Raw genomic sequence first — 15,949 nt, forward strand, 5'->3', positions numbered from 1 at the left:
GGTTCGGTGGGTGTCCAGATCGCGAGCTCGCTCTGGCTGTGCGTGCGCAGATCCTCGACGTACGGGATCCGCCACACCGCCGGAGCGGCCGAGGCGACAACGTCAGCGCGCCTGCGCAGAGTTTTCGGGAGCGGACCGGGTGCATCGGGAACCAGCGCCAATCCGAGGAGGGTGCAGCCGCCGGTCAGACCAGCGGCCGACTGCAGGAGCAGATCGTGGGCAGCGTCGAGCCCTTCGCGGTCGGTGCGCGAGACGACCACGACATTGCGGTGCCGGTCGGCGGTGGGCCAGCCCCGGCGAGCATCGCCCGCCGGGGCCCAGATCTGAGCGAGTGTGCCTGCGCCGGAGCGCCCGTGAGCGGCGAGGAGCCACATCACGGGCGGGCGACCGTTGACCGCGACCGGGTCGTCGTGAATCGGTGCCCGGCGTGAGGGCGGCGGTATCCGCAACCCGGCCGGGGCGACCGACACGTCGTCGTCTCGGTGATAGTCATGGTGCTCTGCTGGTTGTGCGGCCATCTCGGGCGCACCTCCTTCTCCGGCGTTCTCGGTCACCGAGTGGTGGTCGGCGAGACGGTCGTGGGCGCTACGGCGGGAACGTCCGCAGTGGTGGTGGCCGCTGCGGTCGTCGAGGAGGTAGCGGTGGAGCCGATGGCGGCGTGGGCGGCGAGGATGCTTCCTGCGCTACGGACGGTGTCGGTGGTGGCGAACAGCGACGCACCTTGTTTGATCACTGCCCCGACCTTGTCGGCGAGAGACTGATCGCCGGTCAGGTCAGCAGCGAGGGCGACAATCCACCGCACCGTCAGCTCGACGGGCGTTTCACCTTTGGATCCGACCGGAACACTGTCGTAAGAGCCATGTTTGGTGGCGGTGTTCCAGTACGAGGTGTCGGTGACGAGCTGGGCGAGACCGGCGTTCTCGTCGATGGTGTTCGACACTTCCTTGAACGCGACGTCTACGGCCGAGTCAATGGTCGCCGGGGGTACGAGCTTGACCGCCGAGGACAGCACCTTGGTCGCGAGTATGCCCAGAGCTGCGGGTGGATTGGTTAGGCCGACGGTGGCGAGCTGACCGATCGTCTCGGGGGTGATGACGTCCTTGGCGACGGTGATCGCCGCCCCGATAGCCATGCCGGCGATCTTGGTGACCGCACCGACCGCCTCGGCAATCATCTCGTCGGTCGAGGTGGCGGACGGGTCGGAGTACTTCGCCATCTTCGACAGAACGGTCTCCGACGACGAGTTGACCTCGAATCGTCCTGCCTTGGAGTCGAAGTCGATGTCGTCGTTGATCACCGACGCGCCGGTCATCAAGGCAGTGCGCCCGACGGCGGTGGAGACGTCGGTGAGGATTCGGACGGGGTCTCGGGTGTCCATCGAGGACTGGCCTGCGATGGAGGCAACGAGCTTGGCCGCGGGGGCGTCGATGGGGGTGTCGCACGCGAGATCGCCTGCGGTGCAATACGAAGCGACCCGGTCGGAGACTGCTCCGAATCCGGCGATCTTCGGTGTCGGTGCGATACCGCCACCTGCGGGCGCAGCTGCGGCGACGGCCGGGGCGAGTTGGACTGTGTCCACGGCTGCGCCGTCGGTTCCCGGTGCCGGAGCGGGGGTCGAGCCACCGCTGGCGATGACGTCTTCACCTTCGGCGCGGGTGGGATCGGAGAACAATGCCGCGCCGGCGAAGTGGTCGGCGTCGACCGGGCCTGTTCCTGCCCCGATTTCGCGGGTGACCTGGGAGGCGACCTCGCCGCCCTGGGAGTAGCCGGAGAGGAACACTTTGGTGCCGGGGCAGCGTGCGGCGATGTCGGAGATCATCTTGGTGGTGTTCTCGACGCCGATGTCGACGGACTGGGCGTAGGGGACGGCGGAGCGGTCGCCGGGCTTGCCACCAAAACTCGCCGGGTACGCGACGTAGCTGCGGTCGAGTGCGGGTCCGTCGCCGGAGTTCGCATCGCGCATCGCAGGGACGGTCAGCCGGGAGAAGAATCCGGAATCGGCGTCGGGCGGGGTGTTCTCGTCGATTTCGGTGGTGCCGGGGACGACGACGAGATGCAGTACCGGGCAGTCGCCGTCGGTGCTGGATCGGCTGGTCGTCGCTGATCCAGACGGGGTGGGTGTGGCGGACGGTTGCGCGGCTGCGACTCCGCTCGCGGAGACCACGATGGTCAGCGCGGCGGTGACGGCGAGCAGGCGCACAGTATGGCGGCGAACCTGGTCGATGGGTGTGTGCACGGCGTCTCTCTTCTTCGTGGGATCCAGCGGATGTGCCTGGTCTAGGGGTCAGCGCGGGACGATGGCGGAGATGAGCGTCACGCCGTCCTGCGCCTTGGTGGTGGTGATCCGTTGGCGACTCATCCGGCCGTCGATGCCGGGGCCGCGTTCGACGACGGTGACGTCGTAGATCCCGGCGTCGACCGGGTCGGCCAGGACACAGAATTCGATGTCGGGTTCGAGCTGGTCGATTCCCTGCTGGAGTCGCTGCGCCGACGCCATCACCGCATCGGGTGCACCTGCTGCGCGGGCAGCGGCCCCGTCACGGTCGAAGTAGAAGGCCTTCTCGAACCGCCAGATCGCCACCGCGCCGGGATCGTCACTGTCCTCGGTGACCGGGTCACCGTCGGCTTGCCCTCGGCACCAGGTGACATCGGCGGCGGCGGCACCGGCGGCAGCTGGAGCGGTCGAGGTCGGAACGGCTGTGGTGGTGACAATCTCGTCGGGTAGCAGTGCGGCCGGTGGTTGTGGTTCGTCACCGAATCCGCCGAGGACCAGCGCTGCTCCCAACCCTCCCCCGATCAGGACTGCGAGTGCGGCTGTGACGGCAACAGCGGAGCGGTGACGTCGCCACCACGACTGCGGGGGTGCGGGCGCGGTATAGGGGCCTCCAGCGCGGAGTAGAGAGGTCCGCTCGTCGAAGGAGCCGTATCCGCTCGTGGGCTGGGATGCGGGGCCATGGTCAGGGTGGTCCACGGCGATGTCGTCGGTAGGGTGCTCGACGAACCAGTCGTCGTCCGGATCGGTGTCGGCGGACTGATGCTCGGTCAGGACCGACAGTCTGCGCTCGGAAGGATAATCGGAAGCTGCTGCGGCAGTGTCGGTCTCGGCAACGACAGTCTCGGCGAACCAGTCGTCGGCGTCGGTGTCGGTGTCGTGAGTGCGGTCTCGAGGTGCCACAACAGGCCTTTCCGAGGGATCGAAGTAGAGAGGGAACGGGGGCGAACCTTCGGATACAGCCCGGCCACAGCGGTGGTGGCCCGGCTGTACCCGGAAGTCAGACCCCGACGTTCAGACCTGCAAGTGCGGCTTTTGCCTGGTCGAGAACCGGAGCGACGGCAGTGTTCACCGCGGCTACGGTGTCTGCCACGGCGGGCTGCTCGAGCGCCGTCGAGGTGAACTGTTGGACCTGCTCGTAGGCGGGTTCGGTCCACCCCTGAACGGCGGTGGCGGCCTGGTCGACATCGGCCGGGGCGAGGTTCAGGCTGCCCTGGATCTGGTCGACGGTGGTGTCGATGGCGTTCTGCACGCTGGGGGCATCGACGGTCAGCGGCGCAGCAGGGGCAGCCGGAATGCTCTCAGGGGCCGGGAGCGGTGCAGGCTCTTCGATGATCTGCTGCTCGCCGCCGAGCACGGTGGCACCGAGGATGCCGCCGATGGCAGCGCCTGCGCCGGTCAGGCCCAGCACGATCGGTGCCGACAGAGCAGCACCGACGCCGGCACCGGCAAGTGCGGCCGCTCCGGGGATGAAGACCCATCCGACCGGTCCGCCCCAGACGATCGCACCAGTGCCTGTGGTGGCAGCGACGCCGAGGCCGCCGCCGATGGCGGCTGCGGTGCCGGTGATCACTGCGGCGGGTACCACGGATGCTGCAAGGCCGACAGCGCCACCGGTGATGACGCCGGTCGCGGTACCGGCGGCGATGCGGTCGGCGCGGGATGCGTCGGCGAATCCGTTGTCCACGAGCCAGTTTCCGCCGTCGGCTTGGATTGCGGCTCCGGTGTTGTTGAACTGTTCGACCAGGTTCGGGTCGAGCAGGTTCGGGTCGTACGGTACGAGCTCGCCGCCGACAAGGACATAGCCCTCGGGTGCGTCGATCGGTGCAATGACTTTGCGCTGCACGGTCGGAACGGGCGGCGGGGGAGGCGGAGCTGCTTGCAGTGCAGGCGGTGCGTCGGTCGGTGCGGCCTGCGGCGCAGGGGCGGGCTCGTAGTAGATGGTCTGGTACGAGGACTGCTGGTTACCGGACCGGTAGTCGTCGTAACTGCGCCACTGGGACTGCTGCACCTGAGGTGAGGCCTGGTATCCGGGCAGGAACTGGCGTTCCTGGGTCGGGGCCGGCGGCGGCGCGACGGGAGTGGTGTCGGTGGTTCCGGACTGCGCGGTGTCGGGGGCGGTCACGAAGTCCTGCGGGGCGGCGTGGGCGGTGGCGGTGCCCCATGCCAGTACGACGGCAACCGGTACGGCAGTGAGAACGAGTGCCCGTTCTCTGCGACGGCGTTGACGCCCGCCGATTCCTTGTTGAGGAGACATGTGCGGTGGTGCCTTTCGTAAGACGCTGCGGTGCAGCGGTATTGGGAGATGTGTGACAGCGATGGTTGATGGTGGAACCACCACCGTCCGCGCTGGGGAACGACCAAAAACGAGGGTCAGCCTTCGGGTGATCCCTCAACGCAAACGACAGGTGATGCCTTGGGAGTGGATGCCAGCGCGCTTGCTTTTCACGCTGGCATCCACGAGCGTTCAGCCCAGCAGGCCGAGCCAGAACCAGAGCTGCGAGAAGATCCAAGGCATCGGGGCGTATTCCTTTCTGTCAGTGGTGTTCTGGGTCCTTTGGTGATGTCCCGGCGGGGCCGCACAGTTCGGCACACGATGAGGTCGAAGGCGTCACGGTGCGACCCTCACGCCGGTCCACCAACTGAGGGGGCTACACGGGAGCCTCAGTGCAGTGAGAGCGCCGTGTAGACCCTCGCGACTGATCGCCTCTTCAGGCATCAGTCGAGATTGGGGGTAACTAGGCCACGTGGCTGAAGAGCGGAGCTTGTGGGAGTAGTTCCAGGAACGTCGCATTGGCGTCAATCCATTCACCAATCACCACGCCCGTCTCTTCACAGATCAGCCTGTGGTGGCTGTGGTGGGGCACGGCTGGGAGCGAACACACGGCCAGACCTGCAACACGGTCGTTGACCGAGGGGCAGAGGGCGATGCCGGGATTGCAGGTGGAGTCCGGATGTAACGTTCGCGGTTGCGCGACTGATGTCATAGGTGTCTCCGATCCGATTGCGGTTCTGCTAGATCCGCATAGGCTGGGAGAGCCCCTGCGGATACAAGTTGAGCCCGATATTGGGGCTTTGTTCTGTAGGTGGAGGGGACTCCGGATGCGTTTCGGGACGACCAATCACGGCGCATCTGGAGTCTGCTAATTCGAGTTACTTTGTGCCAGTTGGCCTCTCGCTTTCTGTGGCGTATCAGTGATGAATAGACGATGCGGTGTGCGCCCGTAAGCCGAATCTTGCTCTATCGACGCCCAGGGGTGAACCTCGATGGCATTGTCTAAACAACTGCGCCCATACACTAGCATCAAAACATGCTTTAGGTGCTACCGAATTGGGACAAGTGGCATCGTGTCCTCTCGTGAGGTTCCATCGGTGAGGCGTCGGTTGCGTGGTTTCGCACCTGACAAGCTGCGGGCACGACGAATTGAACTCAAGCTGAGTGGTGCCGAAGTTGCGCGCGTTCTCGGAGTGGCTGTGACGACGTACTCACAGTGGGAACGAGGCCATTCCCATCCCCGTGTAGACACTCTTGCTCGATGCGCTAAAGAATTCGGGAGTGAGATCAGCGACTTCGTCTCAGTGCCGGAGGACGAGGAGTACCTCGGTGATCTGCGAATATCCAGAGGGCTGACCCAGGGGATGCTCGCGAGTGAAATCGGCGTCAGTAGCCAGTACATCGGGGCGCTCGAGCGCGGGCAGAGCAAGCTGAGCGCGCCGGCCGCCCGCCAGATAGCGGAAGCGCTGGGGTACCCGACGCAACGGGTGAGCGAGGCATTCGAGCGTGTGCGGAAGCGGCCACGGGGCGAACCGGCCTGACTGGGGATCTGACTCTGGATCGGCATTCTGGCTCCAAGACGCGTGCTTGTTAGCCACGTGAAATGGGTTCCACGTGGTGCTCAAAGGCTGCGTCTGAGGGCCATGCGGCCGACAGGAAGTCTTCAACTCTTCGGCAGAGTCGAAGGTGCCGAGGGCGAAGCTATCACGATCTGTCAGGGAGTGGGAACCTCAAGCGCCTGCTCGGAAGGTTGTAGCGCGGGGAGCACCGCGAGGACCAGACGGTCACCAAGTTGTCCGGGGTAGGGCCGTAGCTCGAGTCGGGTTTGCTGCCACTTCCAGCCGGTCGCGCCGCCGTCGTCGATTGCGCGGATGCGTACATCAGCTGACACGGGAGCCGTATCGTGGGTCCACTTTTCTAGAGCATCTGACAGTGTCGCCCGGTCGTCGTCGTGCAACACGCCGCAGCCGCTTGTGAGATCACGCCATTTCACCCAGGTTGGAGCTTCCGGTAACCACATCGTCAAAATTCCGGTTCGGCCGTCGAATACAGCGATGCGTGTTCCACCGCTCTCAAGGCCGCTCGGCATTCCCAGCTCGGCCAATGTCGGTTTGTCGGGTTCCGTTGTGTCTGTCACGTCGTGCCATAGCAGCCTGAGGCCGACGTTGGGAGGGTCAGTTCTCCCCCTGCCCCAGCAATGCCAACGCATGATTCGGCCATCTGCGTGGAGAACGGACATTGGTCCTTCCCACTTCTGACCGTGTGTAGGGACCAGCGCCTGGGCGAACAATTCCTCGGACCCATCGAATTTGACGGCCTTGGCGTTGTACTCCGCTGGGGTTCGTTCCGGCACGTGATCAGCCGCAGAGACACCGGACATTGCGGAAGCCTCGACTGTCTGCTCGATGACGGTGCGTTCGAGTAGCCAGGCTATTCCGGAAACGGTGCGCACAGGGTCGGGTTCGACCTCCGGGTCCCCCACCCAGACCTGTATGCCGTGGGTTTCCCCCGACGGCCCCAGAACTGGTACTGCGCGAATGCGAGCTTCACGCCGACGGCCTTTGAAGATCACATCTTGCTCGGCGCAAGAACTGCGTGTGAGTTCTAGAAAACCATGCAGATCGAAGGCAGGCCCAGGTGACAAGCGATCGATTTTGGTCCAATCTCGGACCTTCCCCCCAGTACTGATGACTGTCATCTGTCCTGGAACCAAGGTTTCCACCAGGTGCCAGCTGTTCACGATGTCCACAGGTTCCCCTTCCTGATCGACCTAGACAGACGACGGTACAGTCACGCCCGCCGCGAAACAGAAAGTCTGACGCCGTGTGGCCTCATTGTCACTGCTTCGCGCACGTCGAGCTGGTAATCGGGGTCTGCCCGAATCTCATACCGACAAGCTATGGACGCCAACGCAAGCACCGCCTCGTGTAGGGCGAATTGGCGGCCGATACACGCTCGCAGACCAGTGCCCCAAGGCTTATAGATGCGGCGGTTGGTATCGCTGGCCTGGCCTGTGGCGAACCTGTCGGGGTCGAAGTTGTGTGCTTCTGGCCCCCACTCCGGTGAGCGGTGCAGCTGTGGAAGGAGAACAAAGACCCACCCCTCGGGCACCTCGTATCCGCCCAGCGAAGTTGCGCCGCGCTCACGTGCCTTGCGGAAGTAGCCGGGTGCAGCGGGCCACAGGCGGAGGGTTTCGTCGACGACATGTCGTGTCCGTCGCAGCTTGGGCACGTTCTCGAACTCGATGGAGGTGCCATCAGGAGCGACGGCGTCGACTTCGGCGCGTATCCGCTGCATCTCATCCGGTCGGGTGCTCAGGAAATGCAACGCGAAGGCGATGGTTGATGCTGTTGTTTCGTTTCCCGCGATCAGGAAAGTGATGATCTGGTTGCGGATGTTCTCCAGTGTCAGTTTGTCGCCCGTATGGGGGTCTGGTGTGTTGAGCATGTGTTCGAGCAGATCCGGAGTCGTTTTGTTGGAGTCGGGCTGGGCCATTCGCTGTTCGATCAGGGAGTCGACGGTGCGGCGTATGAACTGCAGGTCCTCCTCGTGCTGCCTCGTCGCCCCTCGCCCTAGGACAGAGCGGATGATCGGCACATCGTTCGATGACTTGTTGACATATTGAAGGACGCGAGCGATGGCGTCCGCAAAGGGTACGGGCTGGCGAAACGAGCCGAAATCGTGCGACAGGGCGCAACGCCCGATCACGTCGAAGGCCAGTTTCGAGCATTCGTCGTAGGCGTCTACCGGACCCGATCCGCTGTCCCACGAGGTCACAAGTTCGTTGACTGATTCCTGCATGGCTTCGTGGTAACCGCGCATGGCCGCTTTGCTGAACGCCGGCCCGAGCACGGCATGCGCGCGATGCCAGTTCGGCTCTGAGTTGAAGGCGGTGAACAGACCGTCTTCGCCGATGGCGCGTAGCTTTCGATGTGGCAGGGCAAGAAATTTGGCCCAGTACTTCTCGTCGTTGACTTCCGCGACAAGCTCCGGTTGGGAGACCACCACGAGTCGGTGGCCGAAAATCTTGCGTTCGTATATCCCCCCGAGTTCTGTGGCCATTGCCATCTCTTTTTGAACAGGTTTGGCGGTATCAAGGCCAATGACGTCTCCGGCAAACGGCAGTCGGTAGCGCGGATGAGGCAGAGTCTTCGAGATGGTTTGGGCGATCTCCATGCCAGACAGTGTCCCCCACGTTTACAGACACTGGTCGGCGGCCAGTTCTGACGCATCAGGGAGTGCGGACCGGGCAACGAGTGGAGACCGTCTGAATGGCAGAGGTGTAATTCTCGGTGCCTTCCTCGGCGTGTCACAGCGCTTCGAAAATGATTCTGGTTCAGGATGGTCTTCGGTTGGGACCGAAGACGAAGGAGGCCGTGCCATGCCGATGCCCAGTAAGGGTGACCGGACGTCGCTGACTGTCCGACTGCCGTCAGAGCTGATTGACACGCTCAAGGCACAGCGGAACTCGGCTGGCGCTACGTCTCTGAGTCAGTACGTTGCCGATCTAATTGCGATTGCTAGCGACCGGGAAGATCTTGCGCGCGAGCTAAATCGCGCGGAAGAGCAGGGGGTGCTGCCGTTGACTGCGTAGCTGTCTTGACCCTTAACCGACGTTTGGGTCATACGACCAACTAAATCTGCGCAGCACCTTGAGATGACAAAAACCCCCGGCGTGCGGGCCGAGGGTTTCTGAAGTCAGAGAGGCGAGTGACTAGCTCGCAACTCGTTCTGTGTTGCTTTTCCCCGAAGGGACTGTCTTGGCGGACATGTCTCAGGGTACATCGTGCCCTGAAGTAGGTACAAGATTGAATGCTCGTGTCGTCCATCCGGATGCGACTGCGGACCGGCTGTGGCATCGATTCGCACCGGCGATTGCTGCACGCCGATCGATGAGGCTCTACGACCCGACGGCGCGTAAATACGTGTCCGCGGGGCCGTTGACGGTCAAGAGGCCGGCACTTCCATCTGCAGTGCCGCTGTTCTCACGCGGGCGCGCCCGCGTCGTTGCTTTGGACTTCGACACCAAACACCACGGCCATGCCTCCGTTGTCGCCGACGTGACGCGTCTGCTTGCCTGGTTGACCGAATGCGGTGGCCGCGCAGTAGTCGACGAATCGACCAGCGGCGGCCGACATGTGCTGATACCGCTGGCACCGGGAAAAACAGTCACCGCCGCCGAGATCCGGCCGCTGTTGCGCCTCCTCTCGGCGCGACTTCCCACGTTGGACATCACACCGATGACCAACGACGCCACCGGGTGCATCACCGTGCCGGGCTCGCAGTGCAAAGAAGGTGGCTACCGGACCCTCGTCGACCTCGACCCGGCGGCAGCGTCCGACATCCTGACCGTCGGGTCTGATGCCGGCATACTGTCGCGGCTCGAAGCCCTGCTCGGAGGAACGGGCCGAGCGATCACCAACCCGATCGATGCCCACATTCGCGCCGAGACGTCGGCTGAACGCGTCCTCGGCAGCAGCGATGACACCCGGTTGCATCCGCGTTTCTGCCGCTCCACCCCACCGCCGCGCTGCGTCCTCGACTTCGCCCGCACCGGCCGCATCGACACCCGCCGCTGGCCCTCACGGTCGGAAGCACGCCAGTCCGTCATCACCCACGCCGTTCTCACCGGTGCCAGCGCCGCCGACATCCTTACCCGCATCGCCGAACCCGCATGGGCCGGTGTGCGTGCCGCATACGCCCGTTACGCCGAACCCGAACGCGCGATCCGCCGCGACACTGCCCGCGCCCTCGACTGGGCCACATCGACTCTCCCGGATCCAGTCCGGGATATCGGGCACAAGCAAAAGCACACAGGGGGCACCCATGACCCCGTACTTCGCTCCTGGCTTACCCACGCTCAAACCTGGGTTGCTACGGAATTCATTCATCGGCGTGACCGCTGGACTACGCATGCAGTTGTTCAAGCACTGGCGTGGGCTGCGTCGGTGTCAGGGCAGACAGTCGAAGGAGTTCCCACTGTCGGTGTCGGTGGCCGTTCACTGTCCATCGCTGCGGGCATGCTTCCCGAATCGACGGTGTGGTCAGCTCTGGAGCGGCTGCGTGAGATGGAAGGCTCTCCGCTGCTGTTGATCGAACGTGGGGTGGGTCAGAACCCCGACCGATATGCACTTGTGCCCACACATGCGGGACGAGCGGGGACAAGTGACACCTCGACAGGGACGGAGGAGGTGGAGTCGGTACACCCGGCATGGAGTGTCATCGGCTGGCGTCACCGTGTCCTTTACGACGCCGTGGTCGCCGCGGCAGAGCCTTTGACTCCGGACGAGTTGTTTACCGCCCTAGGCGTCGGACGTACCAGCGGGTACGAGGCCTTGCTGGATTTGCGCGTCGCCGGTCTGCTTACGGTCGAGAACGCCAAAATCGGTGTCGGGCCGGTCGAACTCGACGACATCGGCCATCGTCACGGTCTCACGTCGGCGGTCCGTGCACGCATTGTGCGCCACCGCGCTGAACGCATCGTCTGGCGAGAATGGCTCGCAGCCCGCGACGAGGCACGCACTCCACCCGAACCTGACCGGTCGTTGTTCGCGATTATCGACGATCACCCTGCCGATCCACCTGACCGGGAATACATAATGGCGGTGATGAACACAGGCCCACCGGATCCGTTCTAGCGCACGGTGTGCCGGCCACGAACCTGGGGCGGTGGCGGCGGTCGGGGGCGTGTTCGCATTGCTCGCTCTCGCCCGCCTACAGCGCGGCCGCACGCTGCAAAGGTGGACCGAACTGAACTCGTACACCGGCGTTGCCGCGTGATGCAGGTGCTGCACGGATCCGTCGACGTAGTCGATGTCTACCCAGCTCGACCGCTAGTGGTCCAGCTCAGATGACCGGAGCGTTGGGTTGACGGCGGATGAAGTCCGCCATCCCGGGAACGGTGAAGGCAACTAGGCCTCGGGCCGGAGACCAGATGAGTCCTTTGCGTATACAGGAATCACGGTGCGGTGCCATCGATTGTGGGTTCGATCCGAGGGCCTCGGCGAGGGTTGCCGTCCGCGGGGTGTCGGTTCCGCTGCGTGCGATGGCAACCAGATAGCGTTTCTCGGCTTCAGTGGCGCGTAGCCACCTCGAGCTGTAGAAGCCGGAATCGAGCGAGGCGTGGCCGGTGTCCACCGCATCCTCGGCGTCGGCGAGTGTGAACGGGGACTGCTGGGCTGCCTGCCAGAGCTCGTGACCGAACACCTGAAGGAAGTACGGGTATCCGTCGCTCGCCGCGACGATGTAGTCGGTTGCCTCGGCGGCAATGTCTTGGTTGAGCCGGGTGATGGGGGTGACGATCGCATCGCGGGCCTGATCGTCGGCGAGCGGACCGATGGTCCTGTAGTCGAACTGGCGCTCGGCGTACGACCGTGCGTCGGCCAACGCTTGCGCGAGGTTCGGCAGACCTGCGCCACACACGAAGAACGGCCATTCGCGTTGGGCTGCACGGTGCTGGGTCGCCAGGATCACCTGCAGTAGCGCCGGCTCGAGCTCCTGCATCTCGTCGATGAACAGCCCCAGCGCGGTGCCGTCCTTGCGGAGCTCCTCTGTCAGATCTTCGACAAGGTCCTCGAATTCCACCCCCAGAGACGGCTTCTCGGTACCGGCCGAGCGAGCGAGCTCGACGCCGACGCCGAATGCAGTGGCGGACAGCGAGAACTCTTCGGTCAACTGCCGAATCTTGTCTGCTACCGGGCCGGCGAACTGACGACGACGGACAGCGCGCGAGATATCTTTGGCAATGCGCCGCCGCAGCGCTTCGGCACCTTCCACACTGGTCTGGGCTTCGACCTCGACCACCACCCAGTTGTGGCGGCGAGCTTGATCTGCCATCGTCGCCAGAAGCGTGGTCTTGCCTACCCCTCGAAGTCCCTGCAGCATGAGCCCGCGGTCGTAGCGCCGCTGTTTCGTCCGCGCAATCAACAAATCGAACCGCTCGAGCTCGGCGGTACGTCCGACGAGTTCGGGTGGGCGGGTGCCAGACCCGGGTGTGAAGGGGTTCAGTCCGTACTCCATACATCCAGACTATAGGATCGTATCCATGTGTATAAGGTTTTTACTTATAATTTTGGATACAATCTTATAGGCAATCGAAGCGGTACGAACCCCAGCTGCACTACGTCCACAAGCCACACCCGGTGTATAAGCGGTTACTGCGACACCTTTGCGATGTTGATGGCGGTTGATGGATGGGAAGTGGCTACCGCACCTTCACGAGATGTGGACGGTCCCCGGGATGTCGAGCCTGAGCCTGTGGGTCACATGTCATCTGTCGCAACCCCGAATTCGGGCGCTCGGTTCACATTGCGGTGCCGAGGCCTCTAATCAATTCCCCGCAGTCGATGAGGTGCACGACGGTGCGGTCTCGGTGTGCCAGATCTCGAGCCAGGTTGTCAGGTGCTCCCGCTGGTGGCGGGTGAATTGAGGAGTCGCAGGGTGCGTTCGAGGAGCTGTTCGATGCGGTCCTCGACGTCGTCGACCATGTCCGGCACATCGGCCAGCGCCGTGTAGGCGCGGCGACGCGCCTCGACGCCCGAGCGGTAGTACCCAGAGTCGAGCTCCGCAGGGACCGACTCCGGAGCGCTGATCGGGTCGCTCGGACCAGTGCCGTCGAACGGTCTGACAATGGTGCGACGTGGAGTGTGCAATGGAGAAACGCCGGTGCGGTGCCTTGCTATGACCGCTCCGACCTCGGCTGCGGTCATAGCCGTGACCGGCAAGGGCAGATGGCCCCACCGGTCGATCGGCACCGCAACAGGACCGCGCCTCTGTGGCAACCCGGTCATGTCGGGAAAGGTGTTGCGCTGTAGATGTTCTGCCAACAGGGTCGTCGAGGGATAGTGCTCGGAGAACTGCAGGACCGTGTGCCACTGGCCCCATATTGTCGCCGGCTCGAAACCGCTGGCGTCGTTGGATGCGATATGGACTCGGTGGCGGCCGCCGATCCACACAGTGTGGCCGTCGGTCGTGATGTCGTTGCGGTCGAGTCCTGCAATTGCCCTACAGGACAGACCCGCTCCGGAAAGCACGAGAAGGACGGCGTCCCGGCGGCCGAACAGTGCAGCCGTCGATCCCACGGTCGGCAGTCCGGCCGCAATCAGCTGGTACTGCTCGGCACGCCGAATTGTCGAGTCGCTACGCGCCGAGTCCAGTGCGATTCGGATCGACGTGACTAGTCCAGGAGCGGGCAGGCCGACGTCGAGATGAGCGCGGTTGATCGCGGAAACTCGACGCAGTTGAACAGCATCACCGGCCGGGTTCTCATCAAGGAATTGCACCAGCGTGATCGGCGACGCGGGTAACGCCTCGACATCAGCCGCGGTGCACCAGTCGACGAACAGTGACCACTGGTAGGTATAGCCGTTCACCGTGTTGCCCTGTCTCGGTGTCACGGGTGCGACGGTACCCCGACGAGTATTGGGTTGGCCATAGTCGGGACGAGAAGAACCGTGGGTTCGTTGGCTGCCGTAGGTAGGTCACCGACGCGATTTCGGAGCGGCTGGCGCATCCGATTGTTACCCATTCACTCGGCCGTGATGAACGGCTATGCGTTGCCTCCGAATTCGACGGCAGCTGCCCCCCATCCGAGGCTTCTGATGCATGCGTCGACTCCTGCTGCAGCAGTAATCAGTTCGCGCAGTTCGGTTTCGGTTCTACGTCCGCTTCCGTACAGACACAATCGAAGTATGTCGTCCTCGATATCGTGTTCGTCGCTGGTCGCCGGATCGAGTAGGTCGGTCACTACAACCACTCGACGGGCCGACGCAGCGAGCGACGAAAGGAGCAGACGCGCATCGGCGTCCGGGTGTGCGTCGACCAGATCGACTGCGATCGCAAGGTCGACGGGGGTGTGCAACGGAGTGAACTCGCTGGCGTCGACACAGTGCACTGCGCTGCGCCGCGTCTGGGCGACGTCCACCAAATTCCGCTGATTCGTGGCAGGCAGCCCAACCAGCGTGATCGCAATATCGGGGCGCATGCGAGTCAAGGTGTCGGCATACACTCCAGCAGCCTCGCCGTACACCGCGACTGTGGCTACTCCGTCGAGATCGATCGCGTCCGGAAGCGCAGGCGCGCGGTAGAGCGCGCCGAATGCGGCTTCTTCATGGAAGTCGGCGACGAAACCCGGTTCGATGGACTTGGCGGCGAAGCTGTGTGACCGAGCCGGTTTTCCAGTCCTGACCATTTCCATGAGTCCCAAAAACGACATTTCCAGCTGGGTGTGAATCTTGTCGTGATGCAGCGCCTGACTGGTGAATGTATCCGGATCGGCGAGAATCGATCCCATCTCGGTCAGTGTGAATCTCTCGCCGTCGGTCGCGAGCAGGTCCAGCAGAACCAGGTAACGCAGCAACTTGGCCGTGGCACCCACATCGGTGTTGCACTCCGCGGCAATCGCGCCGACCGTATCGGCAACACCGTCGACGGCAGCAAAAATTCCGACGGTGACAGCTGCCCTGATTGCCAACGGAGGCAGCAACTCCGACATCTCGTGCAGACGCGAACCGGAATCCACCTCGACGACGGCAGGCGCGTCTACACTCTCCTCGCGCCTGCGCCAGTATCCCGCGATTTCGACGAATTGCTTATCGATCTTCTTGTCCTGCTTGGCCCATCGACGAAGCGGCTTGATGGTCAGCGCCTCGCCGGCCACCCACAGGTAAGGCTGGCCGGTACGCCACTGCGCGGCTTGCACGGCCTCCACGATCCTGGAATCACCACCGTTGTCCGAGCGGTACAGCCATGTGATGTCCACGGCAGCAGCTGATGTCAGCTCCTGGTGGTGCGAAGGTTCGGCCACCTCGACGACTACGGTGGCCGGCAGATCGGCAGGCAGCTTCTCCATACAGTGAGCGATGGCGGGCAACGCAGTCTCGTCCCCCGCAATCAGGATCCAGTCCACATCACGCGGCAGACTCGCAGAGTGTTTGGGTCCGGCGATCAGAACTTTCTCACCCGGTTGCACAGTGCGCGACCAGGTGGCCGCGAGACCGCCCTCGTGGGCCGCGAAGTCCAGAACCAGCTCGCGCTTGTCCTCGTCGAACCTACGCACGGTATAGGTTCGCCCGTACGGGAACGACCCAGCAGGCCAATCGACGGTACCGTCGTCGAGATTCCTCGGCACCGGAAACGGCAGGGTTCCGGTGCTGGGATCGACGGGCAAGACCTTCACGTCGTCGTCGAAACCGGTTGTGCGCACAGGAGGTAGCTCAACCCCGTCGCGTATGTGCCGATCCATCGATGGGCCGCCCACGACGACTCTGCGCATCCCAGGAGTCACGTCTTCTACGCGGAGCACGTCGAGCTCTCGAAGACAGATGGGAAATACTTGTACCTCGCGGACAGTCCCCGCCATCGGAACTCCCTCTTTCCTGAACCGAGTGACTATTTCGCGCAAC

At 63.7% G+C, this 15,949-nt stretch carries 11 protein-coding genes and 1 pseudogene; 3 read left to right on the top strand and 9 right to left on the bottom strand.

From position 1 onward, the window contains the following. From J1M87_RS12060 to J1M87_RS12075, 4 genes are all read right to left on the bottom strand, one after another. Window positions 1–518, bottom strand: a 518-nt coding sequence (locus J1M87_RS12060) for a DUF6668 family protein (protein ID WP_206489791.1), incomplete at its 3' end; no start/stop codon positions are given. 32 nt (window positions 519–550) lie between these two features. Continuing rightward, window positions 551–2,236: a cutinase family protein gene (locus J1M87_RS12065; protein WP_206489792.1), complete on the bottom strand. Its 1,686-nt coding sequence runs from the start codon at window positions 2,234–2,236 to the stop codon at window positions 551–553. A gap of 48 nt (window positions 2,237–2,284) precedes the next feature. After that, window positions 2,285–3,175, bottom strand: coding sequence for a hypothetical protein (locus J1M87_RS12070; RefSeq protein ID WP_206489793.1), 891 nt, complete (start codon window positions 3,173–3,175; stop codon window positions 2,285–2,287). Between the two features lie 97 nt (window positions 3,176–3,272). Next, window positions 3,273–4,529: a hypothetical protein gene (locus J1M87_RS12075; RefSeq protein WP_241256809.1), complete on the bottom strand. Its 1,257-nt coding sequence runs from the start codon at window positions 4,527–4,529 to the stop codon at window positions 3,273–3,275. Between the two features lie 1,010 nt (window positions 4,530–5,539). Here J1M87_RS12075 and J1M87_RS29420 point away from each other — a divergent pair. Together J1M87_RS29420 and J1M87_RS29270 are read left to right on the top strand one after the other, a co-directional pair. Next, window positions 5,540–5,830, top strand: a pseudogene (locus J1M87_RS29420) (helix-turn-helix domain-containing protein); the annotation flags it as partial. Between the two features lie 21 nt (window positions 5,831–5,851). Further along, a complete protein-coding gene (locus J1M87_RS29270; protein WP_307830792.1) occupies window positions 5,852–6,088 on the top strand; it encodes a helix-turn-helix transcriptional regulator in 237 nt (78 codons plus the stop codon). Between the two features lie 173 nt (window positions 6,089–6,261). Here the strand turns inward: J1M87_RS29270 and J1M87_RS12085 are convergent, their stop codons facing one another. After that, complete coding sequence (locus tag J1M87_RS12085) at window positions 6,262–7,296, bottom strand: GAF domain-containing protein (protein ID WP_307830793.1); 1,035 nt, start codon at window positions 7,294–7,296, stop codon at window positions 6,262–6,264. 41 nt (window positions 7,297–7,337) lie between these two features. Then, window positions 7,338–8,723: a cytochrome P450 gene (locus tag J1M87_RS12090; RefSeq protein ID WP_206489795.1), complete on the bottom strand. Its 1,386-nt coding sequence runs from the start codon at window positions 8,721–8,723 to the stop codon at window positions 7,338–7,340. 632 nt (window positions 8,724–9,355) lie between these two features. Between J1M87_RS12090 and J1M87_RS12095 the strand changes: the two genes are divergently transcribed. Then, complete coding sequence (locus J1M87_RS12095) at window positions 9,356–11,185, top strand: hypothetical protein (RefSeq protein ID WP_206489796.1); 1,830 nt, start codon at window positions 9,356–9,358, stop codon at window positions 11,183–11,185. 208 nt (window positions 11,186–11,393) lie between these two features. Here the strand turns inward: J1M87_RS12095 and J1M87_RS12100 are convergent, their stop codons facing one another. The 3 genes from J1M87_RS12100 to J1M87_RS12110 all read right to left on the bottom strand — a co-directional run bounded on the left by J1M87_RS12100 (window position 11,394) and on the right by J1M87_RS12110 (window position 15,906). Next, the gene (locus J1M87_RS12100; RefSeq protein ID WP_206489797.1) at window positions 11,394–12,566 is read right to left on the bottom strand and encodes an ATP-binding protein; all 1,173 of its coding nucleotides are present in this window, start codon (window positions 12,564–12,566) and stop codon (window positions 11,394–11,396) included. 377 nt (window positions 12,567–12,943) lie between these two features. Continuing rightward, window positions 12,944–13,942: a hypothetical protein gene (locus J1M87_RS12105; RefSeq protein WP_307830794.1), complete on the bottom strand. Its 999-nt coding sequence runs from the start codon at window positions 13,940–13,942 to the stop codon at window positions 12,944–12,946. 152 nt (window positions 13,943–14,094) lie between these two features. Next, complete coding sequence (locus tag J1M87_RS12110) at window positions 14,095–15,906, bottom strand: siderophore-interacting protein (RefSeq protein WP_206489798.1); 1,812 nt, start codon at window positions 15,904–15,906, stop codon at window positions 14,095–14,097. Window positions 15,907–15,949 lie beyond the last annotated feature (43 nt).

The sequence above is a fragment of the Rhodococcus sp. KRD162 genome, from assembly GCF_017168335.1.
Classification (GTDB): Bacteria; Actinomycetota; Actinomycetes; order Mycobacteriales; family Mycobacteriaceae; genus Rhodococcoides.

What these genes read in the sequence shown, in the direction of transcription:
- J1M87_RS12075 (WP_241256809.1), bottom strand. Translation starts at nt 4,529, where the DNA reads ATGTCTCCTCAACAAGGAATCGGCGGGCGTCAACGCCGTCGCAGAGAA.
- J1M87_RS12100 (WP_206489797.1), bottom strand. Translation starts at nt 12,566, where the DNA reads ATGGAGTACGGACTGAACCCCTTCACACCCGGGTCTGGCACCCGCCCA.
- J1M87_RS12090 (WP_206489795.1), bottom strand. Translation starts at nt 8,723, where the DNA reads ATGGAGATCGCCCAAACCATCTCGAAGACTCTGCCTCATCCGCGCTAC.
- J1M87_RS12110 (WP_206489798.1), bottom strand. Translation starts at nt 15,906, where the DNA reads ATGGCGGGGACTGTCCGCGAGGTACAAGTATTTCCCATCTGTCTTCGA.